The sequence below is a fragment of the Pseudoalteromonas sp. P1-7a genome (assembly GCF_001401855.1).
Taxonomy (GTDB): Bacteria; Pseudomonadota; Gammaproteobacteria; order Enterobacterales; family Alteromonadaceae; genus Pseudoalteromonas.
The window spans coordinates 232,331-256,324 of record NZ_LKDU01000001.1; the positions used below are offsets into that span (position 1 = coordinate 232,331).

25 protein-coding genes are annotated in these 23,994 nt (G+C 39.4%); 5 read left to right on the forward strand and 20 right to left on the reverse strand.

Going from position 1 to position 23,994, the window contains the following annotated elements; all coding sequences use genetic code 11:
- Positions 1–154 precede the first annotated feature (154 nt).
- Complete coding sequence (locus AN389_RS01060) at positions 155–1,162, forward strand: isocitrate dehydrogenase (protein ID WP_055019049.1); 1,008 nt, start codon at positions 155–157, stop codon at positions 1,160–1,162.
- Between the two features lie 204 nt (positions 1,163–1,366).
- Here the strand turns inward: AN389_RS01060 and AN389_RS01065 are convergent, their stop codons facing one another.
- Positions 1,367–4,366, reverse strand: coding sequence for an immune inhibitor A domain-containing protein (locus AN389_RS01065; protein WP_055019050.1), 3,000 nt, complete (start codon positions 4,364–4,366; stop codon positions 1,367–1,369).
- Positions 4,367–4,810: 444 nt separating this feature from the next.
- Between AN389_RS01065 and AN389_RS01070 the strand changes: the two genes are divergently transcribed.
- Complete coding sequence (locus AN389_RS01070; RefSeq protein ID WP_055019051.1) at positions 4,811–6,535, forward strand: acetolactate synthase 3 large subunit; 1,725 nt, start codon at positions 4,811–4,813, stop codon at positions 6,533–6,535.
- Positions 6,535–7,032 (forward strand): acetolactate synthase small subunit, encoded by a 498-nt coding sequence (ilvN, locus tag AN389_RS01075; protein WP_004586403.1) that lies wholly within the window; start codon positions 6,535–6,537, stop codon positions 7,030–7,032. Before AN389_RS01070 ends, ilvN begins: the two co-directional genes overlap by 1 nt.
- A 213-nt stretch (positions 7,033–7,245) precedes the next feature.
- Here the strand turns inward: ilvN and AN389_RS01080 are convergent, their stop codons facing one another.
- The 16 genes from AN389_RS01080 to AN389_RS01155 form a co-directional block, all read right to left on the reverse strand.
- Positions 7,246–7,521: an HU family DNA-binding protein gene (locus AN389_RS01080; protein ID WP_004586404.1), complete on the reverse strand. Its 276-nt coding sequence runs from the start codon at positions 7,519–7,521 to the stop codon at positions 7,246–7,248.
- Positions 7,522–7,727: 206 nt separating this feature from the next.
- Positions 7,728–8,267 (reverse strand): DUF3833 domain-containing protein, encoded by a 540-nt coding sequence (locus tag AN389_RS01085; RefSeq protein WP_024031747.1) that lies wholly within the window; start codon positions 8,265–8,267, stop codon positions 7,728–7,730.
- 1 nt (position 8,268) lies between these two features.
- A complete protein-coding gene (locus tag AN389_RS01090; RefSeq protein ID WP_055019166.1) occupies positions 8,269–8,742 on the reverse strand; it encodes a chalcone isomerase family protein in 474 nt (157 codons plus the stop codon).
- Positions 8,743–8,792: 50 nt separating this feature from the next.
- Positions 8,793–9,305, reverse strand: coding sequence for a DUF2878 domain-containing protein (locus AN389_RS01095; RefSeq protein WP_055019052.1), 513 nt, complete (start codon positions 9,303–9,305; stop codon positions 8,793–8,795).
- Positions 9,280–10,542, reverse strand: a complete 1,263-nt coding sequence (locus AN389_RS01100; protein ID WP_004586408.1) for a cyclopropane-fatty-acyl-phospholipid synthase family protein — start codon at positions 10,540–10,542, stop codon at positions 9,280–9,282. The genes AN389_RS01095 and AN389_RS01100 overlap by 26 nt, the downstream gene beginning before the upstream one ends.
- Positions 10,543–10,595: 53 nt before the next feature.
- Positions 10,596–11,333 (reverse strand): DUF1365 domain-containing protein, encoded by a 738-nt coding sequence (locus AN389_RS01105; protein WP_055019053.1) that lies wholly within the window; start codon positions 11,331–11,333, stop codon positions 10,596–10,598.
- Complete coding sequence (locus AN389_RS01110) at positions 11,326–12,582, reverse strand: NAD(P)/FAD-dependent oxidoreductase (RefSeq protein ID WP_055019054.1); 1,257 nt, start codon at positions 12,580–12,582, stop codon at positions 11,326–11,328. Before AN389_RS01110 ends, AN389_RS01105 begins: the two co-directional genes overlap by 8 nt.
- A complete protein-coding gene (locus tag AN389_RS01115; RefSeq protein WP_055019055.1) occupies positions 12,579–13,289 on the reverse strand; it encodes an SDR family NAD(P)-dependent oxidoreductase in 711 nt (236 codons plus the stop codon). Before AN389_RS01115 ends, AN389_RS01110 begins: the two co-directional genes overlap by 4 nt.
- Before the next feature lie 2 nt (positions 13,290–13,291).
- Entirely contained in the window at positions 13,292–13,720 is a 429-nt protein-coding gene (locus AN389_RS01120) for a nuclear transport factor 2 family protein (RefSeq protein WP_055019056.1), read from the reverse strand.
- Between the two features lies 1 nt (position 13,721).
- Entirely contained in the window at positions 13,722–15,113 is a 1,392-nt protein-coding gene (phrB, locus tag AN389_RS01125) for a deoxyribodipyrimidine photo-lyase (protein WP_055019057.1), read from the reverse strand.
- Positions 15,113–16,066 carry a DUF523 and DUF1722 domain-containing protein gene (locus AN389_RS01130; RefSeq protein WP_055019058.1) on the reverse strand — a complete coding sequence of 318 codons (954 nt, stop codon included), beginning with the start codon at positions 16,064–16,066 and terminating at the stop codon, positions 15,113–15,115. Before AN389_RS01130 ends, phrB begins: the two co-directional genes overlap by 1 nt.
- Before the next feature lie 8 nt (positions 16,067–16,074).
- Positions 16,075–16,755: a ChrR family anti-sigma-E factor gene (locus AN389_RS01135; protein WP_055019059.1), complete on the reverse strand. Its 681-nt coding sequence runs from the start codon at positions 16,753–16,755 to the stop codon at positions 16,075–16,077.
- Positions 16,748–17,371, reverse strand: a complete 624-nt coding sequence (locus AN389_RS01140) for a sigma-70 family RNA polymerase sigma factor (protein ID WP_004586416.1) — start codon at positions 17,369–17,371, stop codon at positions 16,748–16,750. The genes AN389_RS01135 and AN389_RS01140 overlap by 8 nt, the downstream gene beginning before the upstream one ends.
- Before the next feature lie 69 nt (positions 17,372–17,440).
- Complete coding sequence (locus AN389_RS01145; RefSeq protein ID WP_055019060.1) at positions 17,441–18,022, reverse strand: LON peptidase substrate-binding domain-containing protein; 582 nt, start codon at positions 18,020–18,022, stop codon at positions 17,441–17,443.
- 223 nt (positions 18,023–18,245) lie between these two features.
- A complete protein-coding gene (locus AN389_RS01150) occupies positions 18,246–18,524 on the reverse strand; it encodes a hypothetical protein (RefSeq protein WP_024031759.1) in 279 nt (92 codons plus the stop codon).
- 225 nt (positions 18,525–18,749) lie between these two features.
- Positions 18,750–19,109 (reverse strand): hypothetical protein, encoded by a 360-nt coding sequence (locus AN389_RS01155; protein WP_055019061.1) that lies wholly within the window; start codon positions 19,107–19,109, stop codon positions 18,750–18,752.
- Between the two features lie 167 nt (positions 19,110–19,276).
- On the opposite strand from AN389_RS01155, the gene AN389_RS01160 reads away from it, so the two are divergent.
- Positions 19,277–19,906: a hemolysin III family protein gene (locus AN389_RS01160; protein ID WP_055019062.1), complete on the forward strand. Its 630-nt coding sequence runs from the start codon at positions 19,277–19,279 to the stop codon at positions 19,904–19,906.
- A 609-nt stretch (positions 19,907–20,515) separates the two neighbouring features.
- Positions 20,516–21,415 (forward strand): SDR family oxidoreductase, encoded by a 900-nt coding sequence (locus AN389_RS01165; protein ID WP_055019167.1) that lies wholly within the window; start codon positions 20,516–20,518, stop codon positions 21,413–21,415.
- Positions 21,416–21,690: 275 nt separating this feature from the next.
- Here the strand turns inward: AN389_RS01165 and AN389_RS01170 are convergent, their stop codons facing one another.
- The 3 genes from AN389_RS01170 to AN389_RS01180 all read right to left on the reverse strand — a co-directional run bounded on the left by AN389_RS01170 (position 21,691) and on the right by AN389_RS01180 (position 23,987).
- A complete protein-coding gene (locus AN389_RS01170; RefSeq protein WP_055019063.1) occupies positions 21,691–22,242 on the reverse strand; it encodes a hypothetical protein in 552 nt (183 codons plus the stop codon).
- A 547-nt stretch (positions 22,243–22,789) separates the two neighbouring features.
- Positions 22,790–23,101, reverse strand: coding sequence for an MGMT family protein (locus AN389_RS01175; protein ID WP_055019064.1), 312 nt, complete (start codon positions 23,099–23,101; stop codon positions 22,790–22,792).
- Entirely contained in the window at positions 23,091–23,987 is an 897-nt protein-coding gene (locus tag AN389_RS01180) for a LysR family transcriptional regulator (RefSeq protein ID WP_055019065.1), read from the reverse strand. The genes AN389_RS01175 and AN389_RS01180 overlap by 11 nt, the downstream gene beginning before the upstream one ends.
- Positions 23,988–23,994: the final 7 nt, after the last annotated feature.

Here is a 23,994-nt window from a genome sequence, read left to right on the forward strand (position 1 = left end):
TGTATTTATAGTATAAACTGGCAAAATGGGCGATAAGTTGGTATAAATGCGCCCTCAAAATATATCCACATACGTCACATAAATGACCTAACAAGCAGTTACTATTATTAGTAATAATTTATGTGCGTTTTTTATTCTTTTAAAGGAAAAGTCAATGGCCAAACAAACCATCACAGTGATCAAAGGCGACGGCATCGGTCCGAGCATTATCGACTCAGCACTTGAAATATTAAAAGCCGCAGGTTGCGATTTTGATTATGAATTTGTTGATGCAGGCCTTGCTGCACTAGAAAAAACTGGCGAGCTACTTCCTCAAGAAACAATTGATACAATCGCTAAAAACAAAATCACTCTTAAAGGCCCACTAACGACGCCGGTAGGTGAAGGTTTTACGTCTATTAACGTAACATTACGTAAGCAGTTTGGTTTATACGCAAACGTACGCCCTGTTAAATCATTTGTTGGTACTAAAGCACGTTACGATGATATCGATATCATTACTATTCGTGAAAATACCCAAGGTATGTACTCAGGTGTAGGCCAAGTAGTAAGCGAAGACGGTAACGAAGCAGAAGCTAAATCTGTAATTACTCGCGAAGGCGCTGAGAAAATCATCACTTTTGCCTACGAGTTAGCAGTACGTGAAGGCCGTAAAAAAGTAACCGCAGTACACAAAGCAAATATCTTAAAATCTACCTCTGGCTTATTTTTAAAAGTTGCACGTGAAGTTGCTGAGCGTTACCCGCAAATTGAATCAACTGAAATGATTGTTGACGCAACATGTATGAAGCTGGTTATGACACCTGAAGAGTTTGACGTTGTAGTAACAACTAACTTATTTGGCGACATTTTATCTGATCTTTGTGCAGGTTTAGTTGGCGGTTTAGGTATGGCACCAGGGGCAAACATTGGTGAAGATGCTGCTATTTTTGAAGCCGTTCACGGTAGTGCACCAGATATTGCTGGCAAAAACCTAGCAAACCCTACTTCAGTAATTTTAGCGTCTATCCAAATGCTTGAGCACTTAGATATGGGCGACACGGCTGAGCGTATTCGCAGCGCAGTAGCTGATGTAATTAAATCAGGCGATCGCACAACTCGTGATTTGGGCGGCAGCCACGGTACAACTGATTTCACTCAATCAGTAATCGACCGTTTATAATTTTACAAGGTTAATCTTGTTTTAAGCCTAAAAAGCCAGCATATTGCTGGCTTTTTTGTATTTTAACCTTTGCTGATAACATCACTTGGCATAACTACGCTATTTATTTTAAATAGAATTTTTAATGCAGCGAGCATCATTTTTTATACCACTGGTGTTAAGTTATTAGACATTTAAGTCAAATGCTTTTACTTCACAAAATCATTAAACTTTATTGCTGGTACGCCGGTAAAATCCACTTATCACTAATAGCGCAATTAAATAACCTATTGCCCCACCACTTGATGACGATTCACTTTGCGCTTCTTGTACCGAGACTGTTAGCTCACTACTTATAACTTCATTGGTTTGACTGTCTGTGAGTACAAGTTTTACTGTATAACTACCTGCACCTTGGTAATTATGACTTGGGTTTTGCGTTGTACCTAGTGGGCTGCTATCGCCATAATCCCAGCTATATGTATAATTACCAGATCCGCCTAATGGTGAGCTATTAAATTGTACCGCTAAGTTATTTGCCGTATGGCGTGTACTTAATTGCAGCGGTGCATTAACACTCAAAGCATGCTGTTGGCTAACACTTATCCCTTGCGTATCAGTTACTATTAACGCGAGGGTGTAATCTCCAGAGTAGCTAAATTGGTAATCTAGGTTTTCAGTTTGCGATACGGGTTCACCATCTATAAGCCAACTCATGTTGTAAGGTGCTTCTCCGCCAGTTACGATTGCTTGAGCAGATAAAATCGCACCGTTTAACTGATACGTTAAATTTTCAATTTCTAGCGGCTTTGTGATGGTAATTTGTTTAGTTTGTGTTTGCGTAGTCGTCTCACCCGTTGCCGAAAAGGTAACGCTATAGGTGCCGTAATCGGCATAGGTATGTGTAGGACTTAGCTCAGTACTCGATTGCCCATCACCAAAGTCCCATAAAAATGTATCTGTGGGGGTTAACTTTAAACCGGCTACATTAAAGCTAACGGTTGCCTCGTTTACTGTTGTGGTTATTTGTTGTAGCGCATCATAGCTAAGCAAAAGCTCAGCTGTTTCACTTTCAGGGTGTTGGCTGACTATTTCAAAGTTAAACCCTTGGGGAGTAAGCACCACACCTGATTCAGCCTGCTGCGTAAAGCTGTAATCAAAATGATCATTAAACTCACTAATGGCAGCTAAGTCTTGATCGCCTAAACCTGCACTTTGCTGATATAAACTAAATGCAGCATCGCGAACTTGTATAGGTGTATCTGCAAGTGTGGTGCTACCTGTACCGCGATAAATTGGCTTTTGATCCGCATCAACCACTAAATTAACCCCCCCCCCTGGGTGATCAGTTGTGTTGTTGTTATCAAATGCACTATTGCTAAACCACAATATAACTCCCGGTGAATATTGCTCTGCTTGTAAGCCGGCATCCACACCTCTGTGCGCACGTAGCTGTATATAGTAGTGGGCTGCTTTAGCATAAATATAACTACTCACGCGGCTAAAACCATTTAACGCTAAGGTCGACTCTGACTGCTCTGCGTTATTTTGCCAAATCACAGTATTGTTGTGTGTTATTTTTAAATCATCGGCTACAAAACCATAATACTGTGTGTTTGTATCAGTAATATACTCAATACTTAATGTAATGGTTTGTCCTGCATATTGTGTTAAATCAAACTCATGCATTAAAAAACCATTAGGTTGCTGCGCATCTGCATGTAAAAACGAATCACCAGTTATATACGGGCCTATATCGCCATAATAAGGATTTGTCTCGATTGTATAATTACCAGCTAAAGGAGTTTGATTTACCTTTACTTGTACAAGGTCATAATCGCGCTCAATACTGTAGTAAGCTAAAAAGCTAAATGTCAGTGGTGTAGCCGCCTCAGGTAAGGTCACGGTTTGTGAGAGCGTGTGTGTTAGGTTGTTACCTGTACCAGAGTAAAATTGAAAATCTCCTTCAACCGGGGTTTTAAATTTTTCTAGCTGCTGCGCAAGTGTCACTTTAATTTGGCTTTGTTGCTGAGAAAGTGAGCTAGTATAAACAAGCGACTGCTGAGGCTGGCTGTTAACTTCCTCCATGGTTAAATTAAGCTGGTTCACCCAATTGCCTTGGTATCTGTTTTGTAAATACTCAAGCGCCTGTGCACTAAACATAACGGGCTTTGAGCCCCGAGGCCCACCAGCCCAGCTACCAGTAGACATTATTGACCAAGACGATACAGGCTCACCCACGGTATTTGACTGAAAATCGTACTCATCTGCTAAACCTAAGTCGTGACCAAATTCATGCGCAACGACACCTATGCTGGCATCTATTGGGTTTATCGTATAACCCGATAACTTAACGCTACTACCCGCAATACTGACAGGTTCACTGTTTTCATCAAATACGTAGTAGCGGTGAGACCAAATTGCATCAACGCCTAAATAGCCTCCACCGGATTCTTCACCAATACTGGAATGAAAAACCATAACATGGTCGATAATGCCGTTTGGCTCGTTGATAATGCCATCGCCGTCAATATCATCTAAATCTGTTAAATCATATTGCGTTAAATCAATATCAAATTGTGCAGTGGCTTTTTCGACTGCTTCTTTTATCAGTGCGGGGGCATTTATATCGCGTGTGTTACCTACGCGCTCACCATAGGTTTTAGCATTACTATCTGCCCTAACCCACCCATATACTTGCCCGCTAAAAGCTAAGCTAGCACCTGATGCGTCGTAATAATAATCGTATACGCTGCTAAGTGTTTCATTATTAGGGCCTACAAACCCACCCTCATTAAAAAGCAATTGTTGGTAATGCTCTTTTGTATAATTTTCGTAATACATATCGGTATCATCATCAACTAGCTGATTGTCATCGTGCTTTAAATCAGGAAAATCAATTAAAATAGCCAGTACTTTAACCTCATTTAGCGCGATGCTAGGGCTAGCCGCACTTGCATATTGCAGCTGCTTATTGGCTTGCTTAGCGGTTAAGCGGGCTTTCATGGTAGAAACAGGTTTTAACTGCGAAGGGTTAAGCCGTTCAGTATTCGCTAAGTAGCTTTCAACCGTTGGCTTGTTAGTGGTTTGTTGGGTATCAGCGCGTTTATTTAACCAATACTCTATTCTTTGTTTGTTAATAATACCTGGGTCATGCGCACTGGTATTTGCTGCGTTAAGATTTAGGCTGCAAAGGAATAAACCAAGCCATATTATTTTTTTCACTGTATCTTCCCCAGATAAATTATTGCTCTATCATACCTAATATATGCATTAAGCACAGCGCTCAAATCACCTATTTACCCATTAAGGTTACTCGGTTAAATTAGCATAATTTCTTCATATTTTTTATATAACTACAAATAGCGTGCAACTTTTTAGTATTAAAACAAATTAATTTGAAATTTTAATCCAAAACAGCCCTTTCAAGGTTGACATAAGCACGTAAAACCCTTAAAAATAACCCCATATAGAATTTTTAATCTAAAGCAGCATTTTGCTTTTTATAAAGTGACAATTATGAAAAAACAACTTCACCTTTTAATCTTACTCGTAGTGGTCTTAGTGATAAGCCCAGCGGGGATGTATTAAAAAGTGAAATTGCTTTTTAAAAACCCTCGCACTACGCGGGGGTTTTTTTATGCATAAACAGCGCACAGAGGAATGAGGATGAGCAAACAAGAATATAATGGTTCTGAACTAGTTGTTCAGGCATTAAAAGAGTTGAAGGTTAAGTATATATTTGGCTACCCAGGTGGGTCGGTTTTAGATTTATACGATGCACTTTTTCAACAAGAAGACATTGAACATATTTTAGTGCGTCACGAACAAGCCGCAACGCATATGGCAGACGGTTATGCCCGTGCTACTGGCGAAGTTGGTGTTGTACTTGCTACCTCAGGCCCTGGCGCAACTAACTGTATTACAGGTATTGCCACCGCTTATATGGACTCAATCCCGATGGTGGTATTATCGGGGCAAGTACCTACTAGCTTGATTGGTGACGATGCATTCCAAGAAACTGACATTGTTGGCTGTTCTCGCCCGGTTGTAAAACATAGTTTTAACTGCAGAAGCGCTGAAGAAATTCCGGCTATTTTGGCAAAAGCGTTTTACATTGCAAGTACTGGCCGCCCAGGACCCGTTGTTGTTGAGCTACCAAAAGATATGCTTAACCCTGCTATTAAGTTTGAGTACAACTTCCCTAAAACAACAGAGCTTAGAACCTACAGCCCAAATACAAAAGGTCACTCTAAACAAATTCGCAAAGCGGTTACCACAATTTTAGAAGCTAAAAAACTGGTTATATACTCAGGCGGCGGTATTATCTTATCTAACACCTCTGAGCAATTAACCCGCTTAGTTGAATCGCTAAATGCACCTATCACTAATACATTAATGGGCTTAGGCGGTATTTCGGGTATTCACCCAAATTACGTGGGTATGCTGGGCATGCACGGCACGCTTGAAGCCAATAAAGCCATGGCAAATGCCGATGTAATTTTAGCACTGGGAGCGCGTTTTGATGATCGTGTAACCAATAATGTTAAAAAGTTTTGCCCTAATGCAACCATCGTTCACGTAGATGTAGACCCGACCTCTATTTCTAAAACGATTAAAGCACATATTCCGGTTGTGGGCTGTTTAGCCACTGTAATGGAGCAACTGCAAACCGGCATAGATAAAAGTAGCATTCAAATTGATCGCAGTGCACAAGAGGATTGGTGGCGACAAATTATTAGCTGGCGCGAGCAAAAGTGCCTAAGCTACAACACCGATGGCGACAAAATAAAGCCTCAAGCTGTTATAGAAGCAGTGTATAAAGCCACTAATGGTGACGCATATGTAAGCTCTGATGTGGGTCAGCACCAAATGTTTGCAGCGCAATATTATCCATTTAAAAACCCTCGCCAATGGATCAATTCAGGGGGCTTAGGCACCATGGGCTTTGGTTTACCAGCAGCGATGGGGGTTAAGCTTGCCTTTCCTGATAAAGAGTCTGTGTGTGTAACCGGCGATGGCTCAATCCAAATGAATATTCAAGAGCTATCAACATGTTTACAGTACAACTTGGCTGTAAAAGTGGTTTCGCTAAATAACCGCTCATTAGGCATGGTACGCCAATGGCAAGATATGATTTACGGCGGTCGCCATTCATCTTCATATATGGATTCATTACCTGATTTTGTAAAACTTGTTGAAAGCTATGGCCATGTAGGCATAAAGGTAGATACTTTAGATGAGCTACAACCTGCTATAGATAAAGCCATGAGCATTAACGATCGCTTAGTATTTTTAGATATTAACGTCGATGAAAAAGAACATGTATACCCAATGCAAATTAAACTAGGTGGCATTGATGAGATGTGGTTACGTAAAGGAGTAAAAGCATAATGCGTCGTATATTATCTATTTTATTAGAAAACGAACCGGGAGCCTTATCTCGCATTGTTGGGCTTTTTTCACAGCGCGCCTACAACATAGATAGCTTAACAGTGGGCACCACTGATGATGAGTCACTGTCACGTATCACCATTACCACAATGGGTGATGATAGAATCGTTGAGCAAATTACTAAACAAGTTAATAAATTAGTTGATGTACTTAAAATTATTGATTTGACCGAAATGAGTCACATCGAACGTGAATTATTACTTGTTAAAGTATTTGCCCAAGACGAAACCACACGTGCAGCTGTTACACGCGTGGTAGATGTGTTCCAAGGTGCTATTTTAGATATGGGACGCCAAAGCTACAGCTTACAACTGGTAAGCAGCACAGACAAAATAGAATCGTTTTTAGACACCCTACGCCATGAAACCGACATTATTGAAGTGGTGCGCTCTGGTGCTGTAGGGATCGGCCGTGGTGATAAAGCATTAAAAGCGTAATTAATTAAAGCTTAAACGTTAAGCGTTTTATATTAAATCCCTGCTAAGCAATTAGCAGGGATTTTTTATGCTAAGCCTTGCCTTACAACGCCCTGCATTAATACCTAATTAGGCATGTGGGAATAAGCTTAACTTAGGTAAGCTCACTACTTTAATACAAGCAAAAAAAAAGAGCTAAATAGCTCTTTTTTAAAAAATTCTGTAAAGCGCCAATTAAGGGTTTACTTGGTCTTTAAGACCTTTACCTGCTTTAAAGCTTGGGATAGTTGCCGCTGCGATTTGGATCTCAGCACCCGTTTGTGGGTTACGGCCAGTACGTGCTGCACGTTCTTTAACTGAGAAAGTACCAAAACCTACTAATGCAACTGAATTACCTTCTTTTAAAGAAGAAGTTACAGCGCCAGTAAACGCGTCAAGTGCACGTGTAGCAGCAGCTTTAGAGATTTCTGCATCAGTAGCGATTTTTTCAACTAATTGAGCTTTATTCATTGTTAGATTCCTATTCGTTATTATTTTGCCTTCGCAAAACCTATCTTTATGCATTTTTAAGGAGTTAGCAACAGCAAATTGCATTTTTTGCTTAAATACTTCGAAAATGCGTAAAATTTTAATAATTCTCGGTAAAATACAGCGTGTTGGATTAACTAAAACTTAATTTAAGTACACAAAAGGCACACTTTAAATAACACACTGCTCTATATTTTTTCGATAACTAAGGTCACTTCCCCAACCTCGACACCAAACTTAACAATAGACGTTCGGTTTATCAAGCGCGATTGTGTAACCAGGTACATCCAATCATCAAAATTCACCTCAAGCGTACTACCGTCATAGGGTAAGGCCACATTGTAGTTCCAATGAAACACACTGCCTGCGCTTTTACCGGTTGCAATGCCAAGCACATCATCAGCACGTCCCACTAAGCTATTATCGTCATTAAGGGTGACATACCAAATACGCTTTTGTGTTTCACCATCGTCATACACAAAGTCTTCCTCTATAACGCCCTCGTTCCCTTCCCAGCGCGCATTCATAGTGACAACAAGTTTACGTGTGAGTTCGCCTTTATAATCTTGCACGACGCCGTATGCTTTCAAATCGCCACTAAAAAACGCTTTAAAATCAAATTCTGGGTTGCTGCTATTGTAGTGCTCTACTTTTGGCGCGGAGCAGCTTACTAAAAATAATGCGGCCATTAAAATACATAGCTGTTTAAATTTATTTATATTGCGCATGTTAAATCCCTAATAATTGTTTTCTAAGTGCTGGCTCTGAGGTGTTTGGGCTAAGCCAAATAGCTAAAAACTGATTGGCAAATTGCGAGTCACTAATTTCACCTAACTTTTTATCATTATGATAAAAAATAGCCTCACCGCTTGGTGATGTTTGTAGGCTTAACGACTCGCCTTTTTTAATGTCTGGCCAAAGAGCGAGCAATTTATTAGCATACTTCGCTGATAAATCACTTTTACCTAAATGCTGCCATTGCTCTTTAGTGGCTTTAACAATGTCTTTTGCTGCAAAGTCTCGCAAATAGGTGAGCGTAAATTTAACGGGGTGCGCCCCCTGTTTGTAACTCCCTGAGCGGGTATATAACGTTGCATCGTAAACATCCCAAAATAAATATTCCATGCGCGCCTCGCCCACTTTTTTAAAGTCAGTTTGCTCTTCGCTAAAGCTCAATGGGGTAAAAAAAGTAGCCATAATCATTGTGGCCGTTATTGCACATATTTTTGCGGTGATATTCATACAAGCTCCTGTTATTGCTTGCTACAATTTATAATCGCTTTAATTTTTTGATTAATAATAAGAATTAATGTAAAAGCTGCAGCCCAAAGTGCGCCGTACAGAAGCCAAAATGCCCATACAGGTGAATAAATACTAAGCACGCCAAATTGAGCACCTGAATAATAACTAATTGGCGCAAAGGCTAAGCACACTAAATAGGCTTGCCAAAGTTTTAGGTTAGTAATAAACGCCATTGATGTGTTTAAGCAAAGCAATAATGCTGCCCAAAGCAAGGCTAACCAAAGCGGAAAAGGGGATACTTTAAATTCCAGAAGGTTTAGCTGCACAGCAAGGTATTCACATAACAGCGCAATTGGTAAAGCTTTAACTAAAAGCAACGCGTCGAGCTTATGCTGCTTTGATAAAACAAACATAAGCACAACAATACCAGAGGTGTATAAAACAGATTGAGCTTCTAAAAACAGTGATAAAAACCACACTGTTTGAAAAAGCACAAAATTAATAATTAAGGGCAATTTCGTCATTTTGACTAGTAAAACGTGGTTTACGCGCCGTTAAATGAACGGTACTGGTTGCTCGCGTTCTAAAAGCGCCTTCGCAGTAAGCAAAGTAAAATAACCATAATCTGTAAAAACGCTCATCAAACTTGTCACTGTCTAGGGTGTGCCAGTTATCAATAAAGCGTGTGCGCCAATCGGCTAGTGTTCTAGCATAATGTGCGCCTATGTCGCTAACAGTATGAATAACCATATCGGTATTGTTTTTAATTTGCTCGCTCATCTCATTAATTGAAGGCAAACAACCACCGGGGAAAATATACTGCTGAATAAAGTCAGAGTTTTTTAAATAATGTTGATAACGTTGATCGCCAATAGTGATCGCTTGGATTAGCATTGCACCGTCTTCTTTAAGCAAGCTATTACATTGCTTAAAAAAGCTTGGTAGGTATTCATGCCCTACTGCTTCTATCATCTCTATTGATACAAGCTTGTCGTATTGCCCTTCTAATAAACGATAATCAAGCTTGAGCAAAGTTATATTATTTTCAAGTCCTAACTGTTTAACCTTGTTTTCAACATAGGCATATTGCTCATCAGAAATCGTTGTTGTGGTCACATGGCAGTTGTAATGTGTGGCTGCGTAAATCGCAAACGCCCCCCAGCCTGTGCCAATTTCAATGACTGAATCGCCTTCGTTTATCTCTACCTGCTCACAAATTTGTTTCAGCTTATTTTGTTGAGCGTCCTCAAGAGAGGCATCTTTTGATGGATAAACAGCGCAGGAGTAAAGCATTTCCTCGCTTAAAAATGACTCGTATAAATCGTTACCTAAATCGTAATGTGCAACGATATTCTTTTTCGACCCAGATTCTGAGTTGCTGTTTTTGAGATGGTTAAAACGGTGGGCTAGGCCACTAAAAAACGAGAATTTTTTTTCAAAAGCATCTAGTTGTTTTTGGTTTATGGCAAATATTTCGATGAGTTTGGTCAAGTTATCACACGACCATTGCCCAAGAATATAAGACTCACCAGCACCCACACTGCCAGATAGCGCAAATGCTTTGTACATGGCAGTGTCGTTAACGGTAATCGTGGTTTTTAAGTCTGAATGTTGTTGACCAAATACTGTTGAGCGACTGTTCTCAACTAACACTATTTGGCCTGTTTCAATACTTGCAAAGGCTTTGGTGACTAGCTTTTTATATAAGTTTGTAAACCAACCTGTTTGCTCTTGGCAGTTTATACTCGAGACTTTTTCCATCTTAAACCCTTTATAATTTTATCGCTACCTGCAACTAAGCTTGTTTAACTATACTAAGGTTTTCCTGAATGACCTAAAAAAGGAACCCTTTTAATAAACAGCTTAAGTGCTTGCACATAAATACCTTTGAAAATAGACAAAGTCATCGCAGGAAATTTTTTTAATAATTTATTAACTTCTTGCTTAGTTAACTGACTTCGCTTTAATCGTAAAGACGCGTCGAATAACAACTCATCCCCACGTTTATTTTCTATATGAATTAATGTGTTATCGGCTGTATGTTGTACCTGCCAATGGTAGTCCATATCTAAATTCATAAAGGGTGATACGGAGAAAGCCTTCTTAAAGTTCACTTTTTTTTGTAAGGGCACCAAATAATAATGGCGCTCATTCCACGGCGTATTGCTTACCTCAGCAACCATATATTTAAAGTTATCGGTGCTATTACCGTAAAAGTAAAAATTTACAGGGCTAAAATAAATGCCCATACACCTAAGTTGGCCAAGCATATAAATATGCGAAAACGTCTCTTTAACACCTAGTTTTTCTATTTGGCACTGTGCACGTTCAATAATACTTAATGGCTCTGAGTTAGGTAGTGTGTTTAAATAATCGGATTGATTAAAACGCAGTGCTTTAAACCCAAAAGTACCTAACATGGGGTGAATGTTATTAAGCAATAACGGATTTTTTAAATCTACCCACATCATATAAAGCGGGTATTTAAACTGATGGTTTTTTACCGCAAAGCGCCTGTGCCTTACATCGCCTAGGTATACAGCGCTATTCAAATTCAACACCTAATTGCTTTGCCACATCTACCCCACTGCGAACACCATCTTCATGAAAACCGTTATACCAATAAGCACCACAAAAATAGCTATTATTTTGGCCATCAACAGTGTGCTTGAGTTTTTGTGCGGCAATGGATGATTCGTTAAAAACAGGGTGATGATAAGTAAACTCACGTAATATATTTGCTTTGTTAATCCCTTCTAAGTGATTAAGGGTTACACAAAATTGTGTATCTGAGTCAATACCTTGCAGTATATTCATTTGGTATGTAACAACCGCTGCTTTGTCGGTGTTTTCGTTTAGTAAGTAATTCCAGCTAGCCCAGGCGGCTTTTCTATCTGGCAGTAAACTGGTATCTGTATGCAGTACTACCGAGTTTTCGGTATAAGGAATTGCACCTAATACAGTCTGTTCTTGCTCAGTCGCATCACCAAGTAATGCAAGGGCTTGATCTGAGTGACACGCAAATACCACTTTATCAAATTCAGCTTGTTCGCCATTTTCAAGGGTAATAATTACCTTATTATCTACACGTGTAACCGTCTCAATGTCGGTATTTAATTTTATCCGCTCTGCAAAACCTTTAATAAGCGGCTTAATGTATTGCTTAGACCCACCAGGGATTACATACCACTGAGGCCTGTTTGTAACATCAAGTAAGCCATGGTTGTAAAAAAACTTTACAAAAAACTCAACCCCTACATTTTGCATCTCTTTGATGCTGGTTGACCAAATTGCCGCCCCCATAGGTAAAATGTAATGGTATTTAAAAAAGTCATTAAAGCCGTGCGTATCTAATAACTGACCCAGTGTTTGATCTTTAGGGTAGTTTTGCTCGCTGTGCATTGCTTTACATAATTTATTAAACTTAACTATATCGCTTAACAAGCGCCAAAACTTAGGCCTAAATATATTTCTTTTTTGAGCGAATAAGCTGGCAAAGGTGTGTCCGTTGTACTCAAAACCACTTGCTTGATTATGAACACTAAAGCTCATTTGTGTTTCTTGTCTGTCTACGCCAATGCGCGCGAGTAGTTTTTCAAAGTACGGGTAAGTGCGGTCATTAAATACTATAAAGCCCGTGTCTATTGAGCGTTTAACCCCAGCATCAGATATCTCTACTGTCGCGGTATGACCACCAATGTAATCGTTTTTTTCAAATACGGTAATATCGTAATGCTTATGCAGTAAATGAGCACAGGTTAAACCCGATACGCCAGAACCTATTATTGCTATTTTTTTCAACGGGCTAATCCTTTTGCTAAACGTAACCAAAGTGGTAACGGTAAAATACGTAATGCTTTTAAAATAAGCGTAAACCGATAAGGAAAATGAACTTCTTTACGGCGTTTATTGATCCCCTTAATCATATAATCGGCGGCCTCTGTTGCAGTGACGGCCATAGGCATTGGGAAATCGTTTTTATCAGTAAGGGGGGTTTTAACAAAACCAGGATGCACCAACGTAACATCAACATCGTTTAAGTCGATTGCTAAGCTTTTCGCTAAATAGCTTACCCCGGCTTTAGATGCGCCATAAGCCTCAGAGCGTGGCAGAGGTAAATACGTAACGCTTGAGCTAACAAGTACAAGTTGTCCGCCCGCACTAATTTTTGGTAATAAAGCCTCTAGGCAGTAGCCCATTGCCAGCAGGTTTACTGAAATAACTCGCTCAAACAAAGCGCTGTCAAAGTTACGGGCATCATCTACATACTCACAGTTACCAGCGTTAAGAATAACCTTATCAAAAGCACTAAACCCAAGGGTTGCTTGCTTTATGTCTTTAAGGTCTGTGGCATCAAACTGACACGCTTTAATGTTGGTGTGCTTTTCAAGCTCAACTAACTTTTCAAGGTTTCTGCCGCAAGCAATCACGGCGTTACCTTGCTGTGCGTACTTTATTGCTAGCTGCTCGCCAATACCTGAGGTTGCACCTGTAATTAAAATATTCATCGCTACCCTGCTCGTTTATCTATGTAATTTATAACGCCACCTAAAATAGGAATATGCTTGTATAGCATCTCACCGACATTAAAATAGTCGCGGTGGTTAATAATTTTACCTTCTTTAAAAACCAGCTTACTGTGCCCTTCTACCGATATAGTTTTGCCAGAAGCCAGTTTTGGGTGGGCGTAATGCATAGTCCAATACAAAAATGCTTTGTCATCACGCTCGTAGGTGTCGCTAATATCAAACTGACAATGCTTAACATTACTATATAGATTAGAAAAATATCGGGTAAGCTCGCTTAGCCCGTGTATTTCGTGCATTGGGTCTTTAAATTTAATTTGCTCGCTGTAAATATCATTAAGCAAATGCAGGTTTGATTTATCGAGTTCTTGATATATGTCTACAAATTTTGCTACCGGTAATGCTGTTTCCATATCACCCCTTAAATGCAGCTATTGCACGCTCGCGAGCTGCTTTATGATCTACGATTGCCGGCCAGTAACATTGCTTATCAGCCCCTATTGACGCTAAATAAGCATGAGGAAAATGAATATGTTTATCTGGCACTTTTTCAAGCTCTGGTAAATATTTACGTATAAATTTACCATTAGGATCAAAGCGCTCACTTTGAGTGATAGGATTAAATACGCGAAAATAAGGCTGCGCGTCACAGCCAGTGCTTGCAGCCCACTGCCAACCGCCATTATTAGAGGCTAAATCGCCATCAATAAGGTGCTGCATAAAAAACTGCTCGCCTTCACGCCAATCAATTAATAAATGTTTGGTCAAAAAGCTGGCAACTACCATTCTTAAACGGTTATGCATCCAGCCGGTTTGAACTAACTGTCTCATCGCTGCATCAACGAGTGGGTAACCTGTTTTTCCCTCGCACCAGGCTTTAAACTCAGCCTCGTTTTTACGCCATTTAACGCCATTGTACTTTTCGTTAAAGTTATCACCACGAGAAAGCTTAGGAAATTGCGCAATTAAATGACGATAAAATTCGCGCCAAATAAGCTCGTTTACCCAAGTAAACGTTTTACTTTTAGATGTTGTTAAAATATCTGGGTAGCGGTTTTGAATATTAACCAGTAACTGCTTAGGGCTTATAATACCCAGAGCTAAATAAGGGCTTAAACCCGATGTGCCTTTAATGCTGGGTATATCACGCTGATCGTCGTAGCTACTTAATTTGTCGCAAATAAAATTATCAACAATGGTTGCTAAGCTTTCATCATCAACCGGCCATTTTTCTGAGCTGCCATCACTTTTAATTGCCTGTGCGTTGTTATTTATCGGCTGTTTTTTTAAAGGCCACGGTAATAAGCTAAAGTGAGTATCTTGGTGTTGTTTAAGCCACTGTTTTTTAAATGGCGTAAACACTTTGTACATTTCGTTACTTTGGTTTTTAACACTGCCCACAGGCGCTATTACATCTCCCTCATAGAGGGTAAACGTAATATTTTTATCATCACACTTTGCAAGTATTTGCGCATCACGATTTACTTCATTTAACTCATACTCTTTATTGGCAATTACATGTTTTACCTGATGTTTATCGCAAAATGATAAAAGCGCACTTTCACAATCGTCAAAGTAAGGAGCGTCAATAATATGCAGCTCTATTGCGTACTGCGCTAGCTGCTCGCGTATATAATTGAGGCGCCTTTTTAGTAAATCTATTTGAATGGGAGCGGCGTTGTGTTGTTGCCATTGCTTTTCGCAGATAAAAAAAATGGCCTGTTTAGCGCCATTATTTAGCGCTTCAATAAGCGCTTCGTTAGAAAAAAGGCGCAAATCGCGCCTAAACCAAAAAAGTGTATTCATTATATGCCGTAACGTAATTTTAGTTCATTAGGGTAAGGATTAAAAAACACCTGCTTTTCTAGGTATTCATTAGGATGTACTTTTAGATGATGTTTTAACAAAGTAAGCGGTACGTACAAAGGCACTAAACCTTGACGGTATTCATCGATGGCATCGCGTAGCTCTTGCTTTTCAACCTTAGATAAGTCTTTTTTAAAGTAGCCCTGCAAGTGCATTAACGTGTTGCAGTTATTCCTACGTGATGCAGGCTTTTTAAGGCCGTTCATTAACCCAAGAATGTACTCATCTGCTAAAGCGTTAATATCATCACCATTATAAGTACCAAGTAAATTACCTAAGTCGCGGTAAGCTTGATAATTATGAGCCATTAATAAGTACTTATATTGCGAGTGAAACTGGGTGAGCTTATGCACTGTTAGCGGCTCAGATGCTAATAACTGCCACTGTTTGTACGCGTACACGCGCATTACAAAGTTTTCGCGTAAATGCATGTCGTTTAAGCGGCCGTTTTCTTCACATGGCAATAATGGATTGTGCTTCATTATTTGCTCAGCAAAAAAACCAACGCCTTCGGAGGTATTGCCGGTGCCCGCTTCGTTATAAATTTTAATTCTTTCCATACCGCAGCTTGGGCTTTTCGCACAAAATACAAAACCGCTTAGGTTTTTAGCTTGTTCTGTGGCTACTTTTATACCGTATTCAGTTAGCTTAGGCCCAACATCGCCAGTGCCATCTGGTCGGCATACTTTTATTGTATCGCCCACACGTACTTGGCGTATCGTTGGCCTAGGAATAGGTAACCCTACGGCTACCTCTGGGCAAAAACGCGTGTACTCTACATGTTTTCCAAGTTCGTCCATACAAAAGTTAGACTTTTTATGGCCTGTATCAAAACGTACTTTTTCGCCTGCTAAGCAGGCGCTAATACCTATTTTTATTGTGTCTGTTTGCATAAATTCTCTTAATAAATCAAGTTACCTATAGGATTGAGTAACTTACTGAGCCCTTTATTAAAATGTAGCGCACTACTGACTACTGTAAAGCATAAACAGCCATCTTTTGTAAGTGGGGTGTGCTGATGAGAGCCATCTTGCCAAATAAAGTCTCCTGGCACGTAACTGCCCTCTTCATCACTAAACTCACCATCAAGTAGCAATGTTACTTCAAAACCAGTATGAGTATGCTCGGGGATTTCGCCCCCTGCGCCAATATGTAAAAGGCTTGAGCGCAATGGGCCATCATCAATAGCAACGCGAGAGCGAGCAAGCTTACCCACTTGCGTAAAACGCCCATGCGAAATGCGTGTTAAGGCGCGTGGTAATTCGTAGTTATGATCATTAACTTGTACGGTTACCGGCTCAACTTCGTAAACTTCATCAATGCTAGCATCGGCGGTTATCAAATCTAGCAGGTCAGCGTCAAAATCTGGTACTTGTAAATCGTTACTTAAATTTAATGTATCAGGGGCGTATGGCGGCTCGCTAAATACATCCTTTGCATTAGCGGCTTCAAGTTTTGCCACTTTTGCTTGGCAAACTGGGCACATATCAACGTGTATAGATACCGCAACGCTTAACGATGCAGGTAACTGCGCTGAACAATATTGTGCTAGTAAAGATTCACTAGGGTGATGTTTAATCATGCTGATCTCCCATTTCATTACGTAATTTTTGCAAGGCTAAACGCAATCGTGATTTTACCGTGCCTACAGGAATATTTAATTGTTGAGCAAGTTGCTCTTGCGACATATCTTGGAAATAAACACCTCTGACTACCTCTCGCTGTGCAGTTGGTAGTTTGTCTAGGTAACGTTTAATTTGTTGATCTTCCAAGTGGTCGCTAAATTCAAGTGTTGTATCTTGAGATTCGTTAATAAGTGGCCAAATATCTTCGCTTATATTCTCTTCTTTATTACTTTTCATTTTACGAAGCATATCAAATGAGGCATTACGCATTACGGTATATACCCAAGTCGTCGCAGCCCCTTTATCGCTGTGATACAAATGCGCTTTACGCCACACTGAGGTTAGTGTTTCTTGTACAAGCTCCATTGCTTGTGCCTCAGAGCCAAATTGCTTAATTCCAAAGCGTTTAATTTTTGGCGAAAAGTATTCAAATAAGTAAGCAAACGCTCTTTTGTCTCGCGAAGTAGCTACATCAAGCAGAGCTTGCATAAGCTCTGCACTTGGCGTTTCTGGCATGGCAGTATATTTACCTGTATTAGGTTCACAACGTGGTGAGGGTTGTTGACTTACCATAATAATTAATCCCGTGTATGCTTTTGTACATATCTATACGCCAAGCAATTAAACGCAGATCACATTATTTTAGGCAAATTCATTGTTAATCACAGTATGGAGGAAGTTTAGTAAGTTAGCAAAGTTACTTTCGAACGCAAGTTGCTGTTTTTTATCGATAGATATAGGTAATAGTTCAAGCCAGCGGGCAGCTACCCAGGCTAAATTATCAAACTTGGTTTGCCTATATAAACTAGAAAGCTCTTTATTGTTTAAAAATATGTCCTGCAAAGAATCAGACAAGCGTTGATTATCAGCCGAAATTTCACTGTGGGAGTCATTGTACCAATACGGCGTATTGCAATCGCTTAATAAGCCATGGCGCAATTCACTTTCATCTTGGTAAACGTCATTTATTTGCACGCTTTTAGCAGCGTACACATCAATAAGTAGCATATTGCTAGGGTCTTGATCAAAGTCGATAATATCGACCAAACAGCCCTGAGCGCTAATATTAAATGGCGTGTCGTGCTGGTAGGTGCATAGCACAAAACCGACATTATTTTGTAGTGCGGTTTTTACCATGTTTAAATACCTAGGCTCAAATATACGCAAACGCGTATAGCCTTGTGGTAACACAAATATTGGTAATGGGAAAATCGCACGTTTCATAAAGTCTACTTCTTTAAATTACACTGCCTTTATCTACGTGCGCTTTTACTAAGTCGATCAGCTTACTCAAATCGAATTATTTACCTATAAATTAAAAGTTGATCCAACTTCCCATACTTTTTATTACTTGAACCATATAGTAAACACTAATCATGCTTACAACAGGCGCCAACATAAGTGCAAATAATCCTAATTCGTTACTCATCGTCTTATCCTTTTACACTTATTTAGCTTTAACTTGCGTAGTTACCGGCATTGTAGACTGCGTGGTAACGTCAGCTTGTTCTTGCGCTTGATTTACAAATTGCTCAAGTACTGCCTGGGCATCAAAACTAAGGCTCTGCGAAATTGATTGTTCAAGTTCTGCCGTTGCTTGATTAATATAGCTTGTTACGTTTTGCGTTATAATATCAGTTACATCTAAGTCCACTTCACTCGCATGTACTTGCGAAGAACCTAATACTAATAAACTTGCCATAGCGATTTTAATTGAATGTTTCATAATGGTATTCCTTGTTGTGTATATTGTTTAGACGCAATAACATAATCAAGGGTTGTGCCAACAGAAAAACAAAAATTAAACCATTGATATATAAAGACTATATTAAAAACTATACAGCAACGCAGCATTCAGGCTTGGTTAATTTAACTAACCTTTTTAATTTTTTGACTAACTATTAGTAAATATTTTTAGTTCACTATTTGCAGTTTAAAACAACGACTACCATTACTTTTTATTTTGTGTATTGGGTTTAACTTTTTTACCTAACCGATAAGCATCAGCCATACTTAGTAACCAAATGACCACCATTAAAGGAAGATATTTATATTCCCCAAGCTGAGCACATTCACCTGATGGATTACGAGCGGCTTGTAAAATGCCTGAAGCCGTCATCGGAATTTTACCTGCTAAAATTTCATTTGCGCTACATTGCGCTATAGCCAAAATATCACCTAATGTCATAAACAAAAGTAGCGTAAATACACCTGCAAAAATACAGCCTATTAAATGCTTTTTAAGCGAAAAATGCCCTGCCCCTGGATAAACAATGGCAGTAAGTAAAACGGCTTTGAGCTCTTTTTTCATGATAAACGTGCCTTAATTAATTGAGACTATACGACCACACTATAACCGATTAATTCCCTTTAAAATCAATAAAAGTACGGTGACAAATTTACAGTAACAATGCTGACATTGAAACATTGAGCGTACACCTGTACACTCAAGTTTAATTAATAAGTGGTAGGACTAGTATGACTATAGAGGCACCCTATTCTCGCAAAGAAGAAAAACTCAATGTATTAAGCCATGCACTGGGAATATTTTTTGCTGTGTTTGTAATGTGGGATTTATTTAAACAAGCCACCAGCGTAAAAGCTTATATTAGCACCGCTGTATATGGGGCTAGTTTATTTGTATTGTTTTTATCATCCACACTTTATCACGCCAGTGTACAGCCAAAATTACGCGCTTTTTATAAAAAATGTGATCACTGCGCTATTTACGTATTAATAGCAGGTACGTACACCCCATTTTTGTTGCTATCTCTTAATGGATTGTGGTCTTGGGGGACACTGAGTTTTATTTGGGCAATCGCGCTTGGTGGCGTTGCTTATAAAGTGCTGGTTAAAAATGGTAATAAAAAAGTCTCCCTGGCTACCTACTTACTTATGGGCTGGTTTGCCCTTGCGATTGTATACCCACTTTATTTAAATATTGATGTAAAAGCACTGTACTGGTTACTGGCAGGTGGCATTTTTTATAGCTTAGGAACATTGTTTTATAGCGCTAAAAGCACTCAATTTAGCCACGCAATTTGGCACCTCTTTGTAATAGCTGGGTGTGTGTGCCACTACATTTCAATTACTAATTACGTGTATTAATGCATGTAATTAGTAATTTTATGCCACACACATAAACCACAATAATTTTGCTACCCTTCTATATAAAAGCGCGATAAAAGCGCGTTGTAGCTTAGGCGTTATCACCTAAGTCTTAATTAAAAACGCTGTTATTTACGGCTCTGACTATAAGCCTATCACTATCCTTACTCGCCTAATTAACTAGCTCGATAAACAGCGTGTAACATTTTCGGTACTCTTATCCCTTTTTTACCCATTTTATTCACTTACTCTTTTCCTAGTTTAAAAATAAATGCATTAAAATAAGTGAGATAGCTTCATATTTTAAATGTAACGCTATGGCATACCTATTGCTCCTTCAATATAAATGGTCAGTAAAACCTTGACCAAGCAAATACGTTAAAGGAGATACAAAGTGGGCGCATTCCAAGCTGACTCTACAATTGAGGCAAGTGCTACATTAGTAAGTTGCTACTTATACTCAATATTTTACAACCACACTCACTTTTACGTCTATTCCCGCCAAGCAAAGAGGTAGGTAACACGCATTTCTGCGTTATATGCCATTAGGCTCTTTGTGATTACATGCAGTTAATCCAACTTAAACTTTACGTTAAAGGAGACGTTGATATGCCAACTAACCAATTTACGATGCAAGACCCTAGAAGCCAATATCAAATGGGACGAACCGAAAAAGACAGTGATCAACCAGACCCAGGCCTAGATGAAATTTTAAAACCTAAAGCAGATCACGGCGAAGATACGTATGTAGGTAGCGACAGATTAAAAGGCCGCAAGGCGTTGATCACTGGGGGCGACTCGGGCATTGGCAGAGCGGTTGCCATTGCATTTGCCAGAGAAGGTGCCGATGTGGTTATTAATTACTTAGCCAGCGAAGAAGCCGATGCGAAAGAAACACTCGATATTTTAAAAGCCAGCGGTAGCAAAGCTTGGGGAATTGCAGGCGATATCTCTGATGAGAGTTTTTGTAACGACCTTGTGGCGCAAAGCGTTGAGAACTTAGGCTCAATCGACATATTAGTGAATAATGCGGGTAAACAACAGTTTGTTGCCGAGTTAGACGATTTATCTACCGAGCAATTTTGCCAAACATATGCAACAAATGTATTTGCTATGTTTTGGATAACAAAGGCGGCGGTAAAACATATGCCACCGGGCGCTAGTATTATTAATACAACCTCTATCCAATGCTATCAACCCTCTGCTGGGCTTCTTGATTACGCATCGACTAAGGGCGCAATTACAAGCTTTACTAAAAGCTTAGCAAAAATGGTGATTGATAAAGGCATTCGGGTTAATGGGGTTGCTCCTGGGCCAATTTGGACCCCACTTCAACAAAGTGGCGGCCAACCGGCTAAAAAATTGCCTGAATTTGGTGATAACGTACCATTAGGTAGACCAGGCCAGCCTGCTGAACTAGCACCCACCTATGTCTACTTAGCATCGCAAGAGTCAAGTTACATAACCGCTGAAATAATGGGTGTGACAGGTGGGCAGCATCTACCATAGTCATGATGGCTCACTCATATTAGTTAATCTCAGCTTATTGTTTTTATAAAATAATAGCGGCGTATATCAGCCGCTATTTTTACCTAGCCTTTTTTCAATTATACCTAAATAAGCACCACTAAGTATTGGTGAGGCTCTGGTTAGCAATACCTTAGACAGCACCTGAGCTTGGCACTAAAACCTGTGCTCAAGCAGCAGCACCATTTAGCACAGTGTGAGCAAGAGCGTGCCTATTTAAGCACGCATAAATTAACTGCTTAAATAACTTAAGCAGATTAAGTGTTATCTTTTTTAGCACGTATATCGCGAATGAACTCTTCTAAATAAGGCGTAAACTCTAGCGCAAGTGCTATAAATAGCACCGTTGCCAAGTAAGTTATTGGTAAAGGAGAGGCTTTTAATTCAAGCGTAAAGTGAGGAGGAAAGCCGCCTGGAGTAAATAAAGCGGTAAATTGCTCCCAATGGCGCGCAATAATTAATACCAAAGCTAACAGGGGTATCATTTCTAAAAAACTGTGTATATGTTGCTCTACCGGCCCTACCCTTCGCTTACTTACCGCATAAGTTACATCCCACATTGCTGTAAGCTCATGCAGAAAAAACAACACAATACAAAGGGCAATAATCAAACTATTAACTTCAAAAATTAAAACGAGGATTAACGGAATGCCCACTTCGGCAAACATTAATAAATGAATAAATGACTCTTTAGCACCGCTGGTTGTAGAAATATTACTACGTCGATGACAAAACCAATCAGCAATACCAGCAGCAAGCCACACAGGGATCACAAAGTACATTAAAATCAATAAAGTTGGGTCAGTCATAGTTTGTTAGTCCTTAATATTTGGTTTTAATAACCCTCATGCTTAAAACTAAATATTTACACTTCATCAGCTTGATCATTCATCACTAGCGATGTGAAAAACCGTATTTTTTAAATAATTTATCAGTCACTTTTAAGATGGCTTGAGGATTACTTACGTTTTTACCTTAATGTAAATGAGATACCATTTTTAAACGCGCCCTTGAGCCAACATTTGGTATGCTCAATATCTATTTACAACTAATAAGTAGTTCAAATGTTATGCCAAATCTCGACGCTTAATTGATTTAATGCCATTTTAGCTATAGGTAGGTGTGGAGGTGTTTTTACTTTGCCGTGTATATTTTTATTGTGTAAAAAATAGACAATATATCGCTTATCATTGTAAGTTTTTCATTCACAAAGCTAGATAAGGAGGTTGTGGTAAAGGTAAAACTACAAGCTGAATACCCCTATTTGTTGTAGGTTTACGATAGGTAAAACAAAAAAGTAAGCCACTCACTTGTAATAAAGCAGCCTTTAAAAGCTCTTTTACAATAATACGTTCACTACTGCCATCTACACTCGCGCATATTTACTTTGTCGTTTTTAAAGCTAACCCCTTCTAATAATAGCTTTTGGCGCTGCTCTTGGTATTTATCACTGCCTGCAGGGAATGATATTTTACCTTGGCTGTTTACTACTCTGTGCCACGGTATAACAGAATCATCTGGCATTTGCTTTAAAAGGCGCCCTACTAAGCGTGAATTTTGCGGATAACCGGCAAGCGTTGCTACTTGCCCGTAACTTGCTACAAAACCTGCAGGTATATTTGCAATAATGGTGTAGATGAGGGTTTCTTTATCAATATTATCTGTCATTAACGTACGCCTCACTGAGTACTTTAAATTGCTCCCAAATAGAGCGTGCGACAGGGCCATGGTGTATTGCATCACGCCTAAATGCACGTACTTCTATGCCAAACTCATCTTCTCTGTCGTTTATCTGTATTTGCTGCAACAGCCCTGCTTCTATTTCAGGGGCGCAATAGTCTATGTTCATCATTGCCCAGCCGGCACCAGCAAGCAAAAACGACTTTAAATTGGTTACATCGTCAATCTTCATTAAGGCAGAGCCTTTTGAATACGAAAGCTTGTCGCTGTCTATGCTTAAGTCACTTTCAAACATAGCCAAACACGGGTAATTTTGTAGCTCGTTAAAGGTCATGTACTTAGGAAACGCATTAGTAGATGCAATAATTCCAATGTTTAATTTACCAATTGGTAGGCTCTCTAAGTGCCCTGTTGCATGAAATAAGTCAAACCAGGGGCCTATGCCTAACTCCACTTGCCCACTATTTACTTGCTCTAAAGAGACAAAGCGTTTGCCACTGGTTAAATTAAACTCTGTACGCTTAAATAGTCTAAAAGTATTACTTATGATCTCGTTATAACTGTCTTTTTGACAAATTTGCTCGTAGCAAATTCGATATTGTGGCTCGTTACCCAGTGCAAGCTCTTTAGCAAGCTGCGATAGCTCATCATTTGCATGCAATAATTGTTGTGCTTCGCGATGAAAAACACGCCCTTTTTCAGTTAACTGTAATCGGTACTTACTTCTATCAAGTAGTTCAAAGCCAATTTTTGCCTCTAGGTTTTTAATTGCTAAGGTAAGCGCAGGCTGAGTTTTATGTAATTTAAGCGCCGCGCCACTTAAACTTGCACTTTGTACAATGGCATCTAAAATTTGTAATTGATTCAGCTTCATACTGCGC

Excerpts from the sequence above, each read along its gene's own strand:
- AN389_RS01155 (WP_055019061.1), bottom strand. The coding sequence starts at position 19,109 with ATGAAAAAAGAGCTCAAAGCCGTTTTACTTACTGCCATTGTTTATCCA.
- AN389_RS01140 (WP_004586416.1), bottom strand. The coding sequence starts at position 17,371 with ATGGTAAGTCAACAACCCTCACCACGTTGTGAACCTAATACAGGTAAA.
- AN389_RS01095 (WP_055019052.1), bottom strand. The coding sequence starts at position 9,305 with ATGACGAAATTGCCCTTAATTATTAATTTTGTGCTTTTTCAAACAGTG.
- AN389_RS01130 (WP_055019058.1), bottom strand. The coding sequence starts at position 16,066 with ATGCAAACAGACACAATAAAAATAGGTATTAGCGCCTGCTTAGCAGGC.
- AN389_RS01175 (WP_055019064.1), bottom strand. The coding sequence starts at position 23,101 with ATGACAGATAATATTGATAAAGAAACCCTCATCTACACCATTATTGCA.
- AN389_RS01180 (WP_055019065.1), bottom strand. The coding sequence starts at position 23,987 with ATGAAGCTGAATCAATTACAAATTTTAGATGCCATTGTACAAAGTGCA.
- AN389_RS01170 (WP_055019063.1), bottom strand. The coding sequence starts at position 22,242 with ATGACTGACCCAACTTTATTGATTTTAATGTACTTTGTGATCCCTGTG.
- phrB (WP_055019057.1), bottom strand. The coding sequence starts at position 15,113 with ATGAATACACTTTTTTGGTTTAGGCGCGATTTGCGCCTTTTTTCTAAC.
- AN389_RS01085 (WP_024031747.1), bottom strand. The coding sequence starts at position 8,267 with ATGCGCAATATAAATAAATTTAAACAGCTATGTATTTTAATGGCCGCA.
- AN389_RS01080 (WP_004586404.1), bottom strand. The coding sequence starts at position 7,521 with ATGAATAAAGCTCAATTAGTTGAAAAAATCGCTACTGATGCAGAAATC.
- AN389_RS01135 (WP_055019059.1), bottom strand. The coding sequence starts at position 16,755 with ATGATTAAACATCACCCTAGTGAATCTTTACTAGCACAATATTGTTCA.
- AN389_RS01060 (WP_055019049.1), top strand. The coding sequence starts at position 155 with ATGGCCAAACAAACCATCACAGTGATCAAAGGCGACGGCATCGGTCCG.
- AN389_RS01090 (WP_055019166.1), bottom strand. The coding sequence starts at position 8,742 with ATGATTATGGCTACTTTTTTTACCCCATTGAGCTTTAGCGAAGAGCAA.
- AN389_RS01070 (WP_055019051.1), top strand. The coding sequence starts at position 4,811 with ATGAGCAAACAAGAATATAATGGTTCTGAACTAGTTGTTCAGGCATTA.
- AN389_RS01150 (WP_024031759.1), bottom strand. The coding sequence starts at position 18,524 with ATGAAACATTCAATTAAAATCGCTATGGCAAGTTTATTAGTATTAGGT.
- ilvN (WP_004586403.1), top strand. The coding sequence starts at position 6,535 with ATGCGTCGTATATTATCTATTTTATTAGAAAACGAACCGGGAGCCTTA.
- AN389_RS01165 (WP_055019167.1), top strand. The coding sequence starts at position 20,516 with ATGCCAACTAACCAATTTACGATGCAAGACCCTAGAAGCCAATATCAA.
- AN389_RS01145 (WP_055019060.1), bottom strand. The coding sequence starts at position 18,022 with ATGAAACGTGCGATTTTCCCATTACCAATATTTGTGTTACCACAAGGC.
- AN389_RS01100 (WP_004586408.1), bottom strand. The coding sequence starts at position 10,542 with ATGGAAAAAGTCTCGAGTATAAACTGCCAAGAGCAAACAGGTTGGTTT.
- AN389_RS01120 (WP_055019056.1), bottom strand. The coding sequence starts at position 13,720 with ATGGAAACAGCATTACCGGTAGCAAAATTTGTAGACATATATCAAGAA.
- AN389_RS01160 (WP_055019062.1), top strand. The coding sequence starts at position 19,277 with ATGACTATAGAGGCACCCTATTCTCGCAAAGAAGAAAAACTCAATGTA.
- AN389_RS01115 (WP_055019055.1), bottom strand. The coding sequence starts at position 13,289 with ATGAATATTTTAATTACAGGTGCAACCTCAGGTATTGGCGAGCAGCTA.